The organism is Arsenophonus nasoniae, from assembly GCF_004768525.1.
In the GTDB taxonomy this organism is placed as follows: domain Bacteria; phylum Pseudomonadota; class Gammaproteobacteria; order Enterobacterales; family Enterobacteriaceae; genus Arsenophonus; species Arsenophonus nasoniae.
In genome coordinates this window covers 3,264,656-3,282,471 of the sequence record NZ_CP038613.1, presented here as the reverse complement: position 1 = coordinate 3,282,471, position 17,816 = coordinate 3,264,656, and the positions used below count along the sequence as shown (strand labels likewise).

The 17,816-nt window shown below is 37.5% G+C and carries 16 protein-coding genes and 1 pseudogene; 13 read left to right on the top strand and 4 right to left on the bottom strand.

What is annotated here, in order from left to right; all coding sequences use genetic code 11:
• Window positions 1–13 precede the first annotated feature (13 nt).
• Together ArsFIN_RS16630 and ArsFIN_RS16625 are read right to left on the bottom strand one after the other, a co-directional pair.
• Window positions 14–1,216: an IS91 family transposase gene (locus tag ArsFIN_RS16630; RefSeq protein WP_135678014.1), complete on the bottom strand. Its 1,203-nt coding sequence runs from the start codon at window positions 1,214–1,216 to the stop codon at window positions 14–16.
• A gap of 9 nt (window positions 1,217–1,225) precedes the next feature.
• On the bottom strand, window positions 1,226–1,684 hold the full coding sequence (locus ArsFIN_RS16625; RefSeq protein ID WP_135678012.1) for a hypothetical protein: 459 nt from the start codon (window positions 1,682–1,684) through the stop codon (window positions 1,226–1,228).
• 115 nt (window positions 1,685–1,799) lie between these two features.
• On the opposite strand from ArsFIN_RS16625, the pseudogene ArsFIN_RS16620 reads away from it, so the two are divergent.
• Window positions 1,800–2,399, top strand: a pseudogene (locus ArsFIN_RS16620) (Na/Pi cotransporter family protein); the annotation flags it as partial.
• Between the two features lie 213 nt (window positions 2,400–2,612).
• Here the strand turns inward: ArsFIN_RS16620 and rsmC are convergent.
• Complete coding sequence (rsmC, locus tag ArsFIN_RS16615) at window positions 2,613–3,629, bottom strand: 16S rRNA (guanine(1207)-N(2))-methyltransferase RsmC (RefSeq protein WP_026822501.1); 1,017 nt, start codon at window positions 3,627–3,629, stop codon at window positions 2,613–2,615.
• A gap of 389 nt (window positions 3,630–4,018) precedes the next feature.
• Between rsmC and ArsFIN_RS16610 the strand changes: the two genes are divergently transcribed.
• From ArsFIN_RS16610 to deoD, 11 genes are all read left to right on the top strand, one after another.
• The gene (locus tag ArsFIN_RS16610) at window positions 4,019–4,429 is read left to right on the top strand and encodes a DNA polymerase III subunit psi (protein WP_026822500.1); all 411 of its coding nucleotides are present in this window, start codon (window positions 4,019–4,021) and stop codon (window positions 4,427–4,429) included.
• A complete protein-coding gene (gene rimI, locus ArsFIN_RS16605; RefSeq protein WP_026822499.1) occupies window positions 4,398–4,850 on the top strand; it encodes a ribosomal protein S18-alanine N-acetyltransferase in 453 nt (150 codons plus the stop codon). Before ArsFIN_RS16610 ends, rimI begins: the two co-directional genes overlap by 32 nt.
• Before the next feature lie 117 nt (window positions 4,851–4,967).
• Window positions 4,968–6,206: a flagellin lysine-N-methylase gene (gene fliB / locus ArsFIN_RS16600; protein WP_026822498.1), complete on the top strand. Its 1,239-nt coding sequence runs from the start codon at window positions 4,968–4,970 to the stop codon at window positions 6,204–6,206.
• Between the two features lie 283 nt (window positions 6,207–6,489).
• Window positions 6,490–7,356, top strand: a complete 867-nt coding sequence (locus tag ArsFIN_RS16595) for a lipase family alpha/beta hydrolase (RefSeq protein ID WP_026822497.1) — start codon at window positions 6,490–6,492, stop codon at window positions 7,354–7,356.
• A 396-nt stretch (window positions 7,357–7,752) separates the two neighbouring features.
• A complete protein-coding gene (prfC, locus tag ArsFIN_RS16590) occupies window positions 7,753–9,342 on the top strand; it encodes a peptide chain release factor 3 (RefSeq protein WP_034249462.1) in 1,590 nt (529 codons plus the stop codon).
• A 191-nt stretch (window positions 9,343–9,533) separates the two neighbouring features.
• The gene (locus ArsFIN_RS16585) at window positions 9,534–10,601 is read left to right on the top strand and encodes a patatin-like phospholipase family protein (RefSeq protein ID WP_051296985.1); all 1,068 of its coding nucleotides are present in this window, start codon (window positions 9,534–9,536) and stop codon (window positions 10,599–10,601) included.
• Complete coding sequence (locus tag ArsFIN_RS16580) at window positions 10,591–11,382, top strand: TatD family hydrolase (RefSeq protein ID WP_034249461.1); 792 nt, start codon at window positions 10,591–10,593, stop codon at window positions 11,380–11,382. The genes ArsFIN_RS16585 and ArsFIN_RS16580 overlap by 11 nt, the downstream gene beginning before the upstream one ends.
• Before the next feature lie 252 nt (window positions 11,383–11,634).
• Window positions 11,635–12,921 (top strand): NupC/NupG family nucleoside CNT transporter, encoded by a 1,287-nt coding sequence (locus tag ArsFIN_RS16575; protein ID WP_026822494.1) that lies wholly within the window; start codon window positions 11,635–11,637, stop codon window positions 12,919–12,921.
• Between the two features lie 76 nt (window positions 12,922–12,997).
• On the top strand, window positions 12,998–13,774 hold the full coding sequence (gene deoC, locus ArsFIN_RS16570; protein ID WP_407061993.1) for a deoxyribose-phosphate aldolase: 777 nt from the start codon (window positions 12,998–13,000) through the stop codon (window positions 13,772–13,774).
• Window positions 13,775–13,998: 224 nt separating this feature from the next.
• Complete coding sequence (gene deoB, locus ArsFIN_RS16565) at window positions 13,999–15,222, top strand: phosphopentomutase (RefSeq protein ID WP_026822492.1); 1,224 nt, start codon at window positions 13,999–14,001, stop codon at window positions 15,220–15,222.
• A 65-nt stretch (window positions 15,223–15,287) separates the two neighbouring features.
• On the top strand, window positions 15,288–16,001 hold the full coding sequence (deoD, locus tag ArsFIN_RS16560) for a purine-nucleoside phosphorylase (protein WP_026822491.1): 714 nt from the start codon (window positions 15,288–15,290) through the stop codon (window positions 15,999–16,001).
• Window positions 16,002–16,060: 59 nt separating this feature from the next.
• Here the strand turns inward: deoD and ArsFIN_RS16555 are convergent, their stop codons facing one another.
• A complete protein-coding gene (locus tag ArsFIN_RS16555) occupies window positions 16,061–16,702 on the bottom strand; it encodes an AhpA/YtjB family protein (RefSeq protein ID WP_026822490.1) in 642 nt (213 codons plus the stop codon).
• Window positions 16,703–16,822: 120 nt separating this feature from the next.
• Here ArsFIN_RS16555 and serB point away from each other — a divergent pair, with 120 nt between their 5' ends.
• Window positions 16,823–17,800, top strand: coding sequence for a phosphoserine phosphatase (gene serB / locus ArsFIN_RS16550; protein ID WP_026822489.1), 978 nt, complete (start codon window positions 16,823–16,825; stop codon window positions 17,798–17,800).
• Window positions 17,801–17,816: the final 16 nt, after the last annotated feature.

The window sequence follows — 17,816 nt, the reverse complement described above, 5'->3', positions numbered from 1 at the left end:
ATTGATCCTGCGTTTAGCTGCGTAACCATCGCTTTTTCTCCAGGTTATGCAGTCTTTCTGACAACAATTCCGTTGCTTTTTTACCCATTTGCGCCCCGGTGAAAAGCAGCCTGTCGCCACACAGAATACATTTGTACGGATCGGTACGCAGAAATCCTTTCATCAGCACAGAAAAACCTGGGTTCTCCGGTTTTTTACGTGCCGTCATCTCAAGTGCCTTATACACTTTCGGCAATAGTTTTCCCCGTTTACGATTCGACAAAAAACCAGAGTAACGCACCATTTTAAAATGCCTGGCCGGAATATGGCTTATATAGCGTCTAATCATCTCTTCCTGCGGCAGAGTCTGCTGCCGATGCTGGCCAGTTCGGTGGTCATGGTAGTGATGAACAACGGCACCCCCTCGGTAATGCCGCAGTTTTGACGCAGATACCGGTGGGCGTTTAAGGTAGCGACCGAGGTACTTAACACTATGCCATGCCCCTTTCGTTTTTTTAGCAAAGTGCACTTTCCAATAACGTCCGTACTGCGCCCTCAAGTAACGCCGCCAATGTTTTTTGTCACGGATATGGCCAAGACCGGGAAGAAGGCCAGGGTTAATTAAATCATAACTGTGACGCAGTAGTCGGATAACAGCCCCTCGCCAGATTTCTTCGACATCCTTTTTTTTGAAAAACAGCTTTCGCCATACACTATGTTTACTATCCAAACCCCCTCGAGTGACGGAAACATGAACATGCGGATGTTGATTGAGTTGCCGGCCATAAGTATGCAAGGCACAGAAAATACCAATTTCGATACCCTGTTTGCGAGCCAACTGCAGCATAGCTCGAGTGGCTGCCCGAAACAGAGCATTAAGTAGCGGCCAGTTATTGTTAAAAAAAGGCCAAAGGAGATGTGGCATGGTGAAAGTAATGTGTTGCCAGTCGCAGTCGGGTAAAATATGAACCTGCTGTGCTAACCACTGCTCGGTGGCTTTAAAGCCACATGAACTGCAGGCTTTTGACTTACAGCTTTGGCAGAAAAAACGGCTGTGAGAACAATCAGACGAAGCGCAACAATAGCGCCGGACACCCATGGCACAAGTGCCGCAGGCAAGCATGCGCTCCACAGATAAACTCGTCCACGAACTAACGCTATCGCCGTATTTTTCGAGGAATTTATTCCAACCGTCATCAATGGTGAAAAGTAGTTTAGCAGGACGAGGGATATACATCTGACTCAATTACCTTATGGGTATCTTGCCAAAGAAACAGAAATTGTCAGATTCGTCAGCCCAGTTATCGGTGTGTTTATCCCAGGGTTCAAAGGAAACAGGGATTATTCCTAGCTCCGTATAGGTGATGAATTCATCGGCAGGCAGACTTTCAGTTATTCCCCCCCTCAGTGTAGTCGTATCCAGCGTCATCGGCTTGGTCTTGGCGTTGTTCAAAACCCTGATAATCGTGACTAGCGGCGGGTAATACTGCGTGTCGAGAAAAAATTGGGGGCCGAGTCGGACGCAGTGGCGTATGGCTTCTTTTAGGGTGTCATAAAAAAATTCAGGCGGTCTGTCATCATCATTTTCGGGTGGGAGAGAGATCATAAAACGTTTCGGATAAACAGGCGCTGTGGCACGTGAAGTGACGGGCAGCCTGCCTGATTTAACCGGTTTACGCTTTCTGGGAGATTTATTGCGAGCCATCGAGATGAATCCCTGAAAAAAATTAACCTACTGCAGAGTATAAAACAGTACTCAACTCATTAACATCCCCGAAGCAGCACCGCTGCGCCGCTCACGCGTAGCGTGCTACGTTCAACGTTTGGCTGAAGTTCTAAATGGTAATAAAATACAGAGGCGTTATATTGCTCACCTGGAAGAAGAGATCGATATGCTACATAGTAGTATTAAACTCTATTTGGCTCAAATTCAGCAAAATGAATTAGGGGACGCCGATTCTCGGCGCTGGGCAGAAATTATTGATACCGCTTTGAATTTACAGCAATCAGCCACCATCATTAATCGTATGGCAACTGAAGTGGTCAAAAAAATATTTGGCAAGCAATATTTTTTCTCACCTGAAGGTACTAAAGAGCTAAATACGCTAATGGAACGATTACAGAATAATTTGAGTTTAGCGATGTCGGTATTTGTATCTGGGGACATAGATAATGCGCGTCGATTGCGAAGAGCTAAACATCGATTTCGGTTATTAAATCAACGTTATGCTTATGCACATGTTGAGCGCCTACATAAACGAAATATGCAAAGTCTAGATACTAGTAACTTACATGTTAGTTTACTTGGTGATATGAAAAGATTGAATTCGCTTTTTTGTGCGATTGCTTATCATGTATTAGACGGCATAAGTGAAAGCCGAGCCGAACAAATTAATCAGGAAAGTGACAAAAATATATAATTAATAATTGGAAGCCAATGAGCTAGGGATAATTTAAACCGTTATCTTTATTGTATTTTGTCATCTTAACTGAATTATTTACTTATGCTATATAATGTTGTCGTTAAATATTGCTACCTACTTCCATTCCCATCTCTCATTCACTTAAAACGAAACTGATAGCAATATTATTCCGATAGTTAATTATTTTGCTAAAAATTCATTGTATTAGATTTAACGAAATTTACTGGCTTGATAAATTTTAAATTTACCTGTTTGGGCAAGTATTTCATGGCGACCAAAAGCTTTATCTAACCAATCTGGGTAAGGTAAGAAGGCATTGGCAACCATTCTAAATTTTCCCCCTGGTTTTAGATAATTTGGTGCCTGTTTGATAATGGTTTCAGCAGCAGTATAATCTGTTTTTAATCCATCATGGAACGGTGGGTTACAAATTATCCAGTCGTAACTATCTTCAATCGTCGAGTAGATATCACTTGGTAAGATATGCCCAGTTAAGCCATTTATTTTTAATGTTTCAATAGATGATCTTATCGCTGCGGCATGAGTATCACAGAGCGTTAATTTTATGTTAGGGTTTTTTTTGCCAATAACCGTGCTTAACACACCACAACCTGATGCCATATCCAATAACTTACCTTTTATTGGTGTTTGGAATGTAGAGAGAAGTAGTTGACTACCTGCATCCAGCGCTTGTTGACTAAATACACCAGGCAGGGTTTTGATAGTAATATCAGCGACCTTATAACTATTCCACCAATCGGCTAAATGAAATTGGGGTTGCTTTTCTAGCTGGCAATAATAGAGGCTACAGCGCCGCGCTGCATCAATTTTGCGTACACAACCTATTTCTTTTAGAATTTTATCGACGCTATTTACACCACTGCGATTTTCACCAACAATAAAAATTTCACTACCTATCGGTAGAACTGAACATATATTATGGAGTTGAAAATTGGCTTCTTGTTTGTTTTTGGGCCAAAAGTAGATCAGAATATTACATTGTGCTGCCACTGTTTTTTCTAATGTTAAGTCATAATGGGCATTTTCGCCTAGTGCTTTGTTAAATGATAACCAGTAGTGATATTGATTGGTTAAAATATGTAAAATTTCAGCGTTAATTTCTGAGCTAATATTATCTTGTAAGTTACCAGCGATTAAAATACGACGGCCAATAAAATATTCATCATGGCGTAAAATCACTTCACTAGCGGGCGTCAGTGAAGACATAAATGTTGGCTCCTATAGTAGATTAAGTTTCCTTTTATCAACTATAAAAGGAAAAAATTTGCCGCGTGGCGCAAAAAAAGATCGCTCATAAAATCGGTAATTTTGATAAATTTGTGCGATATGAACTTGTTATTACGATTGTATCACTATTATTGAATTTCAATCCAATGGTTACTTGTTGTCTAATATTTGGTGATCATGTTGTTCCTTAATAATTTAATAAGTTGTACATTCTCCCTATTTAATTACGGTCTAAATTTAGCAAATAAATTACCACTAGCGAGGAACAGTAATTGTGCTTATATTACTGTGTCTTGCAATGTTATTATTTTGATTTATCTAGCTCTGTTTGATAAGGTGCAAGCTATATTGTGTCGGGGAGTAGTTCGATGACGGTTAGAGATCAATTACTGAAACATATGGGAATTGTGCAATGGACATTACGCAATCCTACGGTATTGCGTGGTGAACATGCCGTGTCTATTCCTGATTCTACCCAATTAGTTATCATCGCTAATGAGCGCATTGATTTAGACAACCTTTTGGTCAAAGATATTTTACGAGCGATGCAGATAGACAGTTGTCAGGTATGTTGTCTATTAACGAAAGAGGTATCACTGTTACCGAAAGAAGTTTATTGGCCTTGTTGGATCCTAGGCAAGCAATTAGCTGTTAGTTCAAAAAAATGGGTCATCCATACTTTACCTTTGGAAGAGATTTATTTTAATCCTCAGTCAAAACGCGCTTTATGGGCGCAAATATGCCAGTATGAAAATAATTTCGAATTTAGAACAAATTGATTTAACCTCTGCTTTTGCGATTGAAAAAATGAGTCATGCTTTTCCCTGGAGTGAAAAAGTTTTTTACAGTAATCAAGGAAAGCAATATATTAATTTAAAAATCAGTGCGGAAAATCGACTAATTGGTTTCGCCATCACACAATATCTACTTGATGAAGCAACACTATTTAATATTGCTATTCATCCTGATTATCAAGGTCAAGGTTGTGGTAAGTATTTATTAAGCTATTTGATCGATCGTTTGGCAACTAAAAATATTCAAACTTTGTGGTTGGAAGTCAGGCAATCAAATTATGTGGCAATTCACCTATATGAAAAATTGGGTTTTCATATTGTCACAATAAGAAAAAATTATTATCCAGCGGCAAAAAAACGGGAAGATGCAGTGGTTATGGCGTTAACTATTTTGCCTGCTATATAAATTAGAAATACCTCAATTAAGTTAAAAAAATGGTTTATATTCGATAATAGTACCATTGATAGGCGCTATTAAGTGGTAATTTGCGTGTCAATATTAGCTTAATAGAGTCTATTTGTAATGAAACAACATAGAGAAATTATCCCACTTTTTTATAAAAAATTTAAATGCATTGGTGATCAGTGTCTATCTCATTGTTGCCGTGGCTGGACGATTAATGTTGATAAAAAGACGCATAAAAAATATAAAACCGTGCACCAAATTGAAATCAAAGAGATCACAGATAAACATCTAATTAAATATCCTAATAGTAGTGGTACTAACAATTATTCTTATATCTCAATGAATGAAGAAGGAAATTGTCCCTTTTTTGGGCATGATAAATTGTGTGGGATTTATAAAACATTAGGCCCTAGCGCATTAAGTCATACTTGCCAGACTTATCCACGATCAAAAACCCAACTGGATGGCTATACGCAACATTCCTTAAGTTTTTCTTGCCCTGAAGTGGTTCGTTTAGTGTTATTTCAACCAGATTCGATGAAATATGAAGAAAACACAGTGATTGAAAATGTTAAAATTACTGAAAAACGCGTGATTGATCAGAGTATAGCCGTCACGCAAGAACATCAGGTTATACAACTATTTTGTCGTCATTTGATTATGGCAGATAGCCCATTTATTGAGGATAATCTCTATGCACTTGCTCAATTTATGGTTTTTTTACAATCAATTGATTATCAAGTAGAGGCCAATTATAGCCAAGTAGAAAATATATTTATGTCGTTAGTGGAAAAATTAACTAACGGTGAAATATATCAACAAAGAAAACAAGTAACATCTACAGCCAGGCATCAATTAAAGTTTTCTTTATTACTCATTATGCTACGTTTTTTTACTACTACAGATCGCTCTAAACATTATTTATTACCGGCTTTTACCAATACCATGCACTTTTTTGGTTTAGAGTCAGAATCACTCAATGAGGATATGCTAGCTAATTGGAAAAAATTGGATGATGAATGGCAAAAGGTCTTATCAACCAGTTGTCTAGCTGAACCGCAGGTACTGAAAAACTATTTTCTTTATCGAATATATGACGAAAAATTTGGCTTATATAATTTGAAGCAGAGTTTACGATCACTTTATTATTGTTTTACTGATTATTTTTATATCAAAACATTACTGTCGGTTCAATCAGCTTATGATATTGAGGTATCGATGGAAAGTATTCAATTAATGTTTTGTCATTATTCGACCGTTACTCAACACTCCAATAATTTACGCCAGCAGCTGGATGAATTAATTGATAAACTTAATTTTGGTGATGATTTATCTTGTTTATTATTATTAAATTAGCGGATTTTTATTAGCAAAATTTTCCCATGCCATCTTTATTGATGGCATTTTTATATTATTCACTTTACTAAAGATAAATGATATTAATTTATTTATCAGAAAATTAATCAATTGAAATTGTTATATCAGTGAATTTAAGTTACTTGTTATATAATATTTTTTTGTTTACCTTTTATCAGTTTCAATTATCCCATTGTGAAAATCTCAACTTTATAATTAATGACTACTTATTAAAGTAGTCGGATTTGTTTTTAATATTTAATAAACTTACTAGGGAGAAATTATGCCGACAAAATATCCTATTATTTTAGTTCACGGATTATTTGGTTTTGATAAGATAGCTGGCTATCCATGTTTTTTTGCTATTGAAAATCGATTGAAAAAACAGGGCTATAATGTCTTTTCACCGATATTGTCTGGCGTTAATTCAAATGAAGTAAATGGAGAGCAATTATGGCTCTACATCGAGGAACTCAAGCGAAACATCGGTTGTGAGAAAGTGAACTTGATTGCTCATAGTCAAGGTGCTTTATTCGCACGCTATGTTGCTGCCAACTATTCAGCCAGTATTGCTTCAGTAACCTCGATGAATGGTGTTAATCATGGTTCTGAAATAGCGGATCTTGTTAGAAAAGTATTGATACCAGGTAAATTAACCGAAACAGTGGTTGTTACCGCTGCTGAAATATTTTTCACATTTATTTCTTTAATATCCTCAGGCACATTAAAACCGCAAGATGGTGTTGAAGCATTAAATTCATTGACAACAGAGGTCGTCAATGAATTTAATAAAAAATATCCACAAGGTTTGCCAAAAGAATGGCGAGGTGAAGGTGATGAAGTTGTTAATGGCGTGCATTATTATTCATTCGGTAGTTTTATTAAAAAATCATTAATTAATTCGGGAATAAATGCATTTGATGTTAGTCATACTTCATTGTTGCAATTAAGTAGTTTTTTTTCTAGAGAAAAAGAAAATGATGGGCTTGTTGGGCGTTATAGTATGCGATTAGGCAAATTAATCTGTGATGATTATGATATGGATCATCTGGATATCGTTAACCAAATTGCTGGCGTCGTTTCAAATCAATATGATATACCCAGTATTTATGTCAATCATGCACAGATGTTAGCAAAAAAAGGTTTATAATATTTTATGCAGTGAAAATAAAAAATAGTCAATTGTAATAAAATTATTAGTCGCTTATTTTATAAGTTATATTTTAAATATAAATCGTCTATCTTATAAGAATAATATGTTGATATTTAACCTATTTTGTAAAGCCAGTTTTTATTTATAGCTCTATTTATTCTAGTATGTATGGATATATACCTATATCGATCAAAATTTATAAGATAAGATGTATTTTAATTAAATAAATTATTTCTGGCTAAAAATAATTTTTTTGATCTTTTTTATATTTAATTTCGCTGACTAACTAAAAAATATTTTTTAGTTAGTCGGTAATTGTTTTCAAAATGGTTTTGTCAGTGTAGAATTTTTGCCAATTTTTATACATCACGATGTGTGTGCTGGGTAGTTATAATGAAAGAGAATAGTTTTTGTCAGAAAATAGCACAACGGAGAACCTTTGCTATTATTTCTCACCCTGATGCAGGGAAAACCACGATCACAGAAAAAGTGCTGTTGTTTGGTCAAGCTATTCAAAAAGCAGGCACAGTGAAAGGTCGTGGTTCGAATCAACATGCAAAATCTGACTGGATGGAAATGGAAAAGCAGCGGGGAATTTCGATTACCACTTCGGTAATGCAATTTCCTTATCAGGATTGTTTGATTAATTTGCTTGATACGCCAGGACATGAGGATTTTTCAGAAGATACCTATCGTACTTTAACGGCGGTCGATTGTTGTTTGATGGTCATTGATGCGGCTAAAGGTGTTGAAGATCGTACGCGTAAATTGATGGAAGTGACCCGGCTGCGTGATACGCCTATTTTAACCTTTATGAATAAATTAGATCGTGATATTCGCGATCCAATGGAATTAATGGATGAGGTTGAAAGTGAATTAAGTATTGCTTGTAGCCCGATTACATGGCCAGTTGGTTGTGGTAAGTTATTTAAAGGCGTTTATCATCTTTACCGTGATGAGACCATTTTATACCAAAGTGGACAAGGGCATACTATTCAAGAAGTCGTTATTATTAAAGGATTAAATAATACCGAATTGGACAAAATCATTGGTGATGACTTTGCTGCTCAGCTACGTGAAGAGCTTGAGTTAGTAAAAGGGGCTTCTCATGAATTTAATTTAGACGCTTTTTTGCAAGGCAAGTTAACACCGGTCTTTTTGGGTACCGCTTTGGGCAATTTTGGTGTTGATCATATGTTAGATGGTTTGGTCAATTGGGCTCCAACACCGATGCCGCGCCAGGCTGATAGTCGTATTGTTAATGCGCAAGAAGAGAAATTTTCGGGTTTTGTATTTAAAATACAAGCTAACATGGATCCAAAACATCGTGATCGGGTGGCTTTTTTACGCATTGTGTCTGGTAGCTATCAAAAAGGTATGAAACTTTATCAGGTACGAAACAAAAAAGAGGTAGTCATTTCAGACGCACTCACTTTTATGGCGGGAGATCGCTCCCATGTTGAAGAAGCGTTTCCAGGTGATATTATCGGCCTGCACAATCATGGCACTATTCAGATCGGTGATACCTTTACCCAGGGAGAAGCGTTAAAATTTACCGGTATTCCCAATTTTGCGCCCGAACTCTTCAAACGGATTCGTTTACGTGATCCGTTAAAACAAAAACAGTTACTTAAAGGGTTAGTTCAGTTATCCGAAGAGGGTGCTGTCCAGGTATTTCGTCCTTTAGCCAATAATGATCTTATTGTTGGTGCTGTAGGAGTGCTTCAGTTTGATGTGGTGGTGGCACGTTTGAAGAGTGAATACAACGTTGAAGCTATTTATGAGCCGGTAAATGTGTCAACCGCACGCTGGATCGAATGTGATGATGTGAAAAAATTAGAAGAATTCAAACGGAAAAATGAACAGAATCTAGCTTTAGATGGTGGTGACAACCTCAGTTATATTGCGCCAACGATGGTAAATCTTAATCTAACCAGCGAGCGATATCCTGAAATTCGGTTCTGTAAAACCCGTGAGCATTAATGAATTGCATATTGATTTTTTATTATATTACCCTCACTTGTTATTAGTGGGGGGTATGACTTTTTTAGTTGTTGTATTTATTTCTCCCAAACTTTTAAGGCGATAAAAATATCAGGATTAAACACAATAGTAGATATTGAATAGCAGATTGCATTTTAAGGGTCTACTATCAGTTTTAGGGGGAAAGCAATATGGGAAGATATATACCAATCACATTGGGGAATATTGAACCTTTAACCTTAGACGATAATGCATCTGCTCTTGGCAAAATAGCATTAGTCTGTGAGGGGGGTGGGCAGCGCGGTATTTTTACCGCAGGTGTATTGGATGAATTTCTCCGTGTTGGCTTCAATCCATTTGATATTATGGTAGGGACATCGGCCGGCGCGCAAAATTTATCGGCCTATCTTTGTCAACAACGCGGTTATGCCCGTAAAGTGATTACTGATTATACCACTAAATCTCAGTTTTTTAGTCCATTACGTTTTATTCGTGGTGGCCATATGATTGATTTAGATTGGCTAATTGATATCACTTCCCGTGAATTACCTCTTGATTTCTCTAAAGGATTGTCTTGCTTAAATAGCGGACGTCAATTTTTAATTAGTGCATGTTGCTATGAAGATTTTAGTCCGGTATATTTTCAACCCACGCAAGATAGCTGGTTAGATATTATTCGGGCGTCAAGTGCTATTCCCGGATTTTATCGCCAGGGGGCGGTATTTAATGGCCAGCTTTATCATGATGGTGGTATAACGGCTTCAATTCCTGTTGAGGAAGCTTATCGCCGTGGCGCAAAAACAATTGTAGTGATTAGAACAGTTCCTTCGGGAATTTATTATACCTCCGAATGGTTAAAAAGGATGACCCGCTGGTTGGAACACCGCAATATACGGCGGATGGCTAAGATGATCAAAGTACATATTAAAAGCTATCAACAGACCCAGAAATTTATTGCTGCGCCCCCGCCAGGTATCCAAATTTTTGAAATTTATCCACCGAAACCTTTAATGAGTTGTGCATTAGGTAGCCGTGCTGCAAATTTAAATAGTGATTATCATATTAGACGTCAATGTGGCCGCTATTTTTTAACTAGCTTAAGTGACTATTTTGCTGCTAATGATTTAGTATCTTACCCGTATTCTATTGAAAATAATCAAGTGGTTAATTCAGCATCTTTGTCAGCTGATGTGATTTCGAATCAACAAGATGAAGACCCTAAATCAGGTGATGAAGGATTAGTCATTGATGTTCGTTGACACTCATTGTCATTTTGATTTTCCTCCTTTTATCCATGATATTGAAGATAGCTTTTTGCATGCTGCAAAAGTTCGCGTGACCGATATCATTATCCCGTCAGTGGGTATTGAGAATTTAGAGCGAGTATATTTACTGGCACCGCAACATCCGCATTTATATGCTGCATTAGGCTTTCATCCTTTGTATATTGCCAATTATTTACCCGAGCATTTTACTGAATTAGTGGCATTACTGCAGGAAAACAGCAATAAATGTGTTGCTATTGGTGAAATAGGCTTAGATTATTTTGTTACTAATGCTGTGGTTAAGCAACAACAAACATTGCTGATCCAGCAATTAAAGTTGGCTAAACAATATGAGTTACCGGTTATTCTACATTCGCGTAAAAGCCATGATCAGCTAGCTGCTTTATTAAGACGATTTGATGTGCCAAAAAAGGGAGTTATTCATGGATTTTCGGGCAGTTTATCGCAAGCAAATGCTTTTATCCAGTTAGGTTATTTTATCGGTATTGGTGGTGTAATCACCTATGAGCTAGCTAAGAAAACGCGGGCCGTAGTTGCGCAATTGCCGCTAAGGTCATTAGTACTTGAAACTGATGCGCCTGATATGCCATTAGCCGGATTTCAGGGGCAGATTAATCGTCCGGAAAGAATACGTTTGGTTTTTGAAGCACTATGTAACCTTCGGCAAGAGTCAACAGAAGAAATTGCAGGGCAGCTTTATAATAATAGTTTGCAACTATTTAATATCAAAAAAGGCAGACATAATATGAGTTAATTAATCATACTAATAAATTATTTAATTATAATTATGTGTCTATTTAGATAATTTTTGCTGGCAATATCGCTTTTCGTAAGTGATATGTGTCGCAAAATTTATTTTTTCGTGATTTTTCGTTATGATTATTTGTGATACGGACTGCGAGTTATTAATGTGAAATCGTTATAATGTCTGCGCATTAAACTGACAGTTTATTCTTTAAACAATAGAAATTTTTCATTTGAAATAAAATACACAGGGATATTATTCATGCAACTCATTATGAGCCTGCTAGGGATGGTAGTATTGATTTTTATCGCTATCATTTTTTCCAGTAACCGTCGAGCAATTAAATTCCGTACCGTATTTGGTGCTTTTATTATTCAAATGACTATGGGAGCATTTGTTCTCTATGTTCCAGCTGGCCGCCGTACTTTGGAAACTGTATCTGATGCAGTCTCTAATGTGATTGGTTATGGACAAGTTGGCATGGATTTTATCTTTGGTGGTTTGGTCTCCAATAAAATGTTTGAACTGTTTGGCGGTAGTGGTTTTATTTTTGCCTTACGTGTTTTACCGGTCATTGTTTTCTTCTCCTCATTAATCGCCGTCCTTTATTATCTTGGTATTATGCAGTTTTTTATCAAAATATTAGGTGGACTTTTGCAATGGATATTAGGTACCTCACGCACCGAGTCGTTATCGGCAACCGCTAATATTTTTGTCGGCCATACAGAGGCGCCTTTAGTTGTCAGACCCTATATTGCCACAATGACTAACTCTGAACTATTTGCTGTTATGTGTGGTGGATTAGCTTCCGTTGCTGGCTCAGTATTGGCCGGCTATGCGCAAATGGGGGTGCCAATGGAATATCTGATCGCAGCATCTTTTATGGCGGCACCAGGGGGATTGTTATTTGCCAAATTGATGGTACCGGAAACAGAGAAAACCCATGATGCTGTTAATATGGTCAGTGTGGCGAGTGGCGAAGAGCGGCCAGTTAACATTATTGATGCCGCCGCCGCCGGTGCCTCTTCCGGTATGCAACTTGCTTTAAATGTCGGTGCGATGTTGCTGGCATTTGTTGCATTAATCGCTTTGCTTAATGGCATTTTGGCGGTGGTTGGAGGCTGGATCTATATACCAGGCTTATCATTAGAATTGATCTTAGGTTGGATCTTTGCGCCAATTGCCTATTTGATTGGTATACCCTGGCATGAAGCGACGATTGCCGGTTCGTTTATTGGACAAAAGTTAGTGGTCAATGAATTTGTTGCTTATATGCACTTTGGCGAATACTTAAAACCTGATAGCGAGGTGATTGCCGCAGGTAAGCAAGTACTTTCTGAGCACACTAAAGCCATAATCTCTTTTGCATTATGTGGGTTTGCTAATTTGGCTTCCGTAGCTATATTACTGGGTGGTTTAGGCGGGATTGCTCCAAATCGACGTAAAGATGTTGCTCGATTGGGTTTGAAAGCGGTATTAGCCGGTTCATTATCTAATTTGATGAGTGCCACTATTGCTGGCTTCTTTTTATCGTTAGCGGCAATGTAACCCAATAAGCTTGATATAATTAAACGGTTGTTTAAACACTGAAGCAATAATGTCATTAGTTTTAGAGAATTATATAATGGAATTAAAACTTGCTGCGCAACGCGCATTAAATTTGATGGATTTAACCCTATTAAATGATGACGATACTGATGAAAAAGTGAAGATATTATGCCATCAAGCAAAAACCGCCCGAGGAAATACCGCTGCGATATGTATTTATCCACGCTTTATTCCATTGGCACGTAAGATTTTAACTGAACAAAATACCCCGAATATTCGAATTGCAACCGTAACTAATTTTCCATTTGGCGGGCAGGATGTCGCGATGGCATTGACTGAAACACAAGCAGCTATTGCTTATGGAGCAGACGAAGTTGATGTTGTTTTTCCTTATCGAGCCTTAATAGCCGGTAATAAGCAAATTGGTTTTGAACAGGTTAAAGCGTGTAAAGAAATTTGCCGAACGAGTAGTGTTTTACTGAAAGTTATTATTGAAGCCGGTGAATTAAAGCAGGCTGATCTTATTCGTCAAGCGACAGAAATTGCCATTACTGCCGGCGCTGATTTTGTTAAAACTTCAACGGGTAAGGTAGCGATAAATGCCACCTTAGAGAATGTTGAAATTATGCTTAAGGTTATTCGAGATATAGGGGTTGCTAACCAGGTGGGTTGTAAGGTGGCAGGTGGCGTTCGCATAGTAGAGGATGCGGCGCAATATTTGGCATTAGCCGATCGCATCATGGGAAAGACGTGGGCGGATATTCGTCATTTTCGTTTTGGTGCATCAAGCTTATTGTCTAGTTTATTAAATACATTAGGATGCCAAATAGATAATTTTGCTGGCGACTATTAATTTTATTGATCTTTTTATTTCGTGTTTCAGTAATTATTGGTTGGCAAAAAAATGGAAATGTCTATTTTAATAATCTGTGTAAATCAACATTAATAAAGCAGTTTTTAAATAGTAGCATCGATGAATATTTTGTATTTATTGGCGCCAGTGAATAGTTATTGTGAACTCGGATTATTCTTTGTTTAATAATAAATTAATTGAATTTGAACTAACCAAGGGTAGTTATGAAACGTGTATTTATTATGGTTCTTGATTCTTTTGGTATCGGTGCTACACCTGACGCTGATAGATTTGGCGATGCTGGTGCGAATACGTTAGGGCATATTGCGGCCGCTTGTGCACAAGGGAAGGCGGATAAAGGTCGTAAAGGGAAACTCTATTTGCCTAATTTAACACGTTTAGGGTTAGGAAAAGCTGCTGAAGGATCATCAGGGACATTTCCAATCGGCCTGGATGAAGATGCTGAGATTATCGCTGCCTATGGTTATGCCAGTGAGTTATCTTCCGGCAAAGATACTCCATCAGGTCATTGGGAGATTGCCGGGGTACCAGTTTTATTTGAATGGGGATATTTTGCGCAGGAAAAAAATAGTTTTCCGCAACAATTATTGGATAAGCTAGTTGAAGCAGCCAATTTGCCCGGTTATCTGGGAAATTGCCACTCTTCTGGTACCGTGATCTTGGATCAATTAGGTGAAGAGCATATGAAAACAGGTAAGCCTATTTTCTATACTTCAGCCGATTCAGTGTTTCAGATAGCCTGCCATGAAGAGACTTTTGGGGTTAAAAATCTTTATCAGCTTTGTGAGATAGCGAGAAAGACGCTAGATGATGGCGCTTATAATATCGGGCGGGTTATTGCTCGACCTTTTATCGGCAATAAAGCGGGCTGTTTTCAGCGTACAGGTAATCGGCGGGATTATTCTGTTGAACCTCCGGCACCAACTGTCTTGAAAAAACTGGTTGAAGAAAAAGCTGGCGAGGTAGTTTCAATTGGCAAAATTGCTGATATTTATGCCAATGTAGGCATTACTAAGCAAGTAAAAGCGACCGGCATTGAAGCACTATTTGCAGCGAGCCTTGAAGAGATCAAAAAAGCCGCCGACAACACTATCGTATTTACTAATTTTGTTGATTTTGATTCTTCCTATGGACATCGGCGTGATGTTGCTGGTTATGCGGCTGGACTTGAGTTACTTGATCGCCGTTTACCTGAAATGTTGGAATTAATAAAAAATGATGATGTTTTAATTATTACCGCTGATCATGGTTGTGACCCGACCTGCCCAGGAACTGATCATACGCGAGAAAATATTCCTATTTTAATTTATGGTCCGAAAGTAAAACCGGGGGCATTAGGTCATCGACAAACCTTTGCTGATATTGGTCAAACCGTTGCGCAATATTTTGGTTTGTCGCCAATGGCATATGGCAAAACGCTATTTTAAGTATGATGGGGAATATTCATTTATATTCCCGATATTATTGATAAGAAATAAAAGGAAATTTATTTATGGCCACTGCACATATTAATGCTGAGATGGGCGATTTTGCTGATATTGTTTTGATGCCAGGTGATCCGCTACGTGCAAAACATATTGCAGAAAATTTTTTGACTGACAGCCATCAAGTAAATGATGTTCGTGGTATGTTAGGTTTTACTGGTAATTACCGAGGCCGAAGTATTTCTGTGATGGGACATGGAATGGGCATCCCCTCTTGTTCAATTTACATGACAGAGTTAATTACTGATTTTGGTGTTAAAACCATAATACGAGTTGGATCCTGTGGGGCGATTAGTCCTCAAGTAAAATTACGCGATATTATTATTGGCCTCGGCGCATGTACCGATTCTAAAGTTAATCGACTAAAGTTTGATGATAATGATTTTGCTGCTATTGCGGATTATAACTTGGTACATAATGCGGTTAGCGTGGCTAAAGCAAAGAACATTAATGTTCGGGTAGGTAATATTTTTTCTACTGATCTTTTTTATTCACCTCAAATGCAAGTTTTTGATACAATGGAAAAATATGGCATTTTGGGTGTAGAAATGGAAGCCGCTGGTATGTATAGCATAGCGGTTGAGTATGGTGTGAAAGCACTAACTATTTGTACCGTTTCTGATCATATTCGTCTTGGTGAAAAGACAACTTCAGCAGAACGGCAGACGACGTTTAATGAGATGGTTGAAATTGCGTTAGAATCAGTATTATTACTGGATTAAAAAATAGATCATTAAATTTAAATCAAGTAAAAAAGCAGATTTTAATCTGCTTTTTCTTTTTAGTAATTTTTATTTTTTTGCTGATTGCGACTATTGCTTGTTGATAAAAATGATAATTTTAGCCAACCTATTGGCATCGATCTTGATAAGATATTAGCCAGAATAAAACCGATAGCGAGTGCTAGCAATAACAAAATCTTTAATAAATTAGCCATATTATCTATTTGTTTAGATCCTATACTGAATTGATGAGTATCGATGGTTAAACGTAAAAAACCTTTTGGTTTTTCTGTATCAAAGATTGGAACAACCAATTGATAGTTTACATAGTTGTGGCATGAGGGTTGATTAAGAGATAACCGCTCTCGTAAAGCAACCTTTTCACCCGCATGCTGAATTTGGGTACCATCATTAAGATAAACGCTTGCATCAAGAATATGTTCATTAATTGTTAATTGATTAAGAATGGCAAGGATCTGTTCATTATTAAAACTCTTACCATTACTTTGAATATAATTGGATAAGCTAAAAGCGACTTGTTCAGCAAGGGTAACCACTAGTTCTTTAAACTGCTCAATTCTGATTTGCTGATGTGAACGACTAAAATAGGTAACTCCTTGGATTAGAATAACCAGTAAGGAGAAGCAAATTAAAATGATAACGGTTTTATGTAATCGAAACTTTAATTTCGTTTTAATCATAATCGGCTCTTTTAAACTTAGTTCATTATCATATTGCCAGAGGTTGAGATGATAGGGTAGTTTAAAAAGTTATTTTTTTGTTGGCTAATTGTCGCAATTGGATTACAGGAGTATGAATTAATGTCGACCAGTTTAACCTATTGTTATTTGCCTAATGAGATCCAAAAGTGGCCTGGATTACCACTTTCATTGAGTGGTGAAGAAATTATGCCATTGGATTATCGGGCTGGTGATAGTGGTTGGTTGCTTTATGGGCGAGGGCTTAATAAACAACGTATTAGTCACTTTCAACAGCGCTCTGGTAATGCTATTGTCATTGTTTCTTCTTGGCGAATTGATGATTATCAAGTCGTTCGTATTGCAGGTAGCTTAACTGCAAAAATAAAGAAAATAGCTGAAGAATGTAGTTTAGATGTTGTACCGCTGGGTAATATTCCTCGTTTACGTGCGCCAGGATTGTTGGTGATGGATATGGATTCAACAGCGATTCAAATTGAATGTATTGATGAAATTGCTCGTTTGGCCGGAGTTGGCAAGCAGGTTGCTGAAATTACTGAACGCGCCATGCTAGGGGAAATTGATTTTAGTGAAAGTCTAAAAGCCCGAGTAAAATTACTTGCTGGCACCGACATCCAAATTTTGCAAAATGTATTAGCGCATATGCCCCTGACACCAGGTTTAACGAGTCTTGTCCGTAAATTGCAGGCGTTTGATTGGCATGTTGTTATTGTTTCAGGTGGATTTAATTTTTTTACTCATTATTTAAAGGAAAAATTAAAATTAACCGCCGCGGTAGCCAACAAACTAGAAATTAAAGATAACAAATTGACCGGTAAAGTGAATGGCAATATCGTGGATGCAAAAGTTAAAGCACAAACCTTGATAAAATTAGCCAGACAATTCTCTATTCCAATCGAGCAAACCGTTGCTATTGGTGATGGCGCCAACGATGTAAAAATGATCCGTAAGGCGGGGCTGGGTATTGCTTATCATGCGAAACCTAAAGTACAGGCCAGAGCAAAAGTAGCGATTCAACATGCTGATTTGATGGGGGTACTTTGTGTGTTAAGTGGTGGTTTAAAGCATGAAGAACGTTAATTATTAGAACCATAAA

What these genes read in the sequence shown, in the direction of transcription:
- ArsFIN_RS16630 (WP_135678014.1), bottom strand. Translation starts at nt 1,216, where the DNA reads ATGTATATCCCTCGTCCTGCTAAACTACTTTTCACCATTGATGACGGT.
- ArsFIN_RS16625 (WP_135678012.1), bottom strand. Translation starts at nt 1,684, where the DNA reads ATGGCTCGCAATAAATCTCCCAGAAAGCGTAAACCGGTTAAATCAGGC.
- rsmC (WP_026822501.1), bottom strand. Translation starts at nt 3,629, where the DNA reads ATGTCTTCACTGACGCCCGCTAGTGAAGTGATTTTACGCCATGATGAA.
- ArsFIN_RS16610 (WP_026822500.1), top strand. Translation starts at nt 4,019, where the DNA reads ATGACGGTTAGAGATCAATTACTGAAACATATGGGAATTGTGCAATGG.
- rimI (WP_026822499.1), top strand. Translation starts at nt 4,398, where the DNA reads ATGAAAATAATTTCGAATTTAGAACAAATTGATTTAACCTCTGCTTTT.
- fliB (WP_026822498.1), top strand. Translation starts at nt 4,968, where the DNA reads ATGAAACAACATAGAGAAATTATCCCACTTTTTTATAAAAAATTTAAA.
- ArsFIN_RS16595 (WP_026822497.1), top strand. Translation starts at nt 6,490, where the DNA reads ATGCCGACAAAATATCCTATTATTTTAGTTCACGGATTATTTGGTTTT.
- prfC (WP_034249462.1), top strand. Translation starts at nt 7,753, where the DNA reads ATGAAAGAGAATAGTTTTTGTCAGAAAATAGCACAACGGAGAACCTTT.
- ArsFIN_RS16585 (WP_051296985.1), top strand. Translation starts at nt 9,534, where the DNA reads ATGGGAAGATATATACCAATCACATTGGGGAATATTGAACCTTTAACC.
- ArsFIN_RS16580 (WP_034249461.1), top strand. Translation starts at nt 10,591, where the DNA reads ATGTTCGTTGACACTCATTGTCATTTTGATTTTCCTCCTTTTATCCAT.
- ArsFIN_RS16575 (WP_026822494.1), top strand. Translation starts at nt 11,635, where the DNA reads ATGCAACTCATTATGAGCCTGCTAGGGATGGTAGTATTGATTTTTATC.
- deoC (WP_407061993.1), top strand. Translation starts at nt 12,998, where the DNA reads ATGGAATTAAAACTTGCTGCGCAACGCGCATTAAATTTGATGGATTTA.
- deoB (WP_026822492.1), top strand. Translation starts at nt 13,999, where the DNA reads ATGAAACGTGTATTTATTATGGTTCTTGATTCTTTTGGTATCGGTGCT.
- deoD (WP_026822491.1), top strand. Translation starts at nt 15,288, where the DNA reads ATGGCCACTGCACATATTAATGCTGAGATGGGCGATTTTGCTGATATT.
- ArsFIN_RS16555 (WP_026822490.1), bottom strand. Translation starts at nt 16,702, where the DNA reads ATGATTAAAACGAAATTAAAGTTTCGATTACATAAAACCGTTATCATT.
- serB (WP_026822489.1), top strand. Translation starts at nt 16,823, where the DNA reads ATGTCGACCAGTTTAACCTATTGTTATTTGCCTAATGAGATCCAAAAG.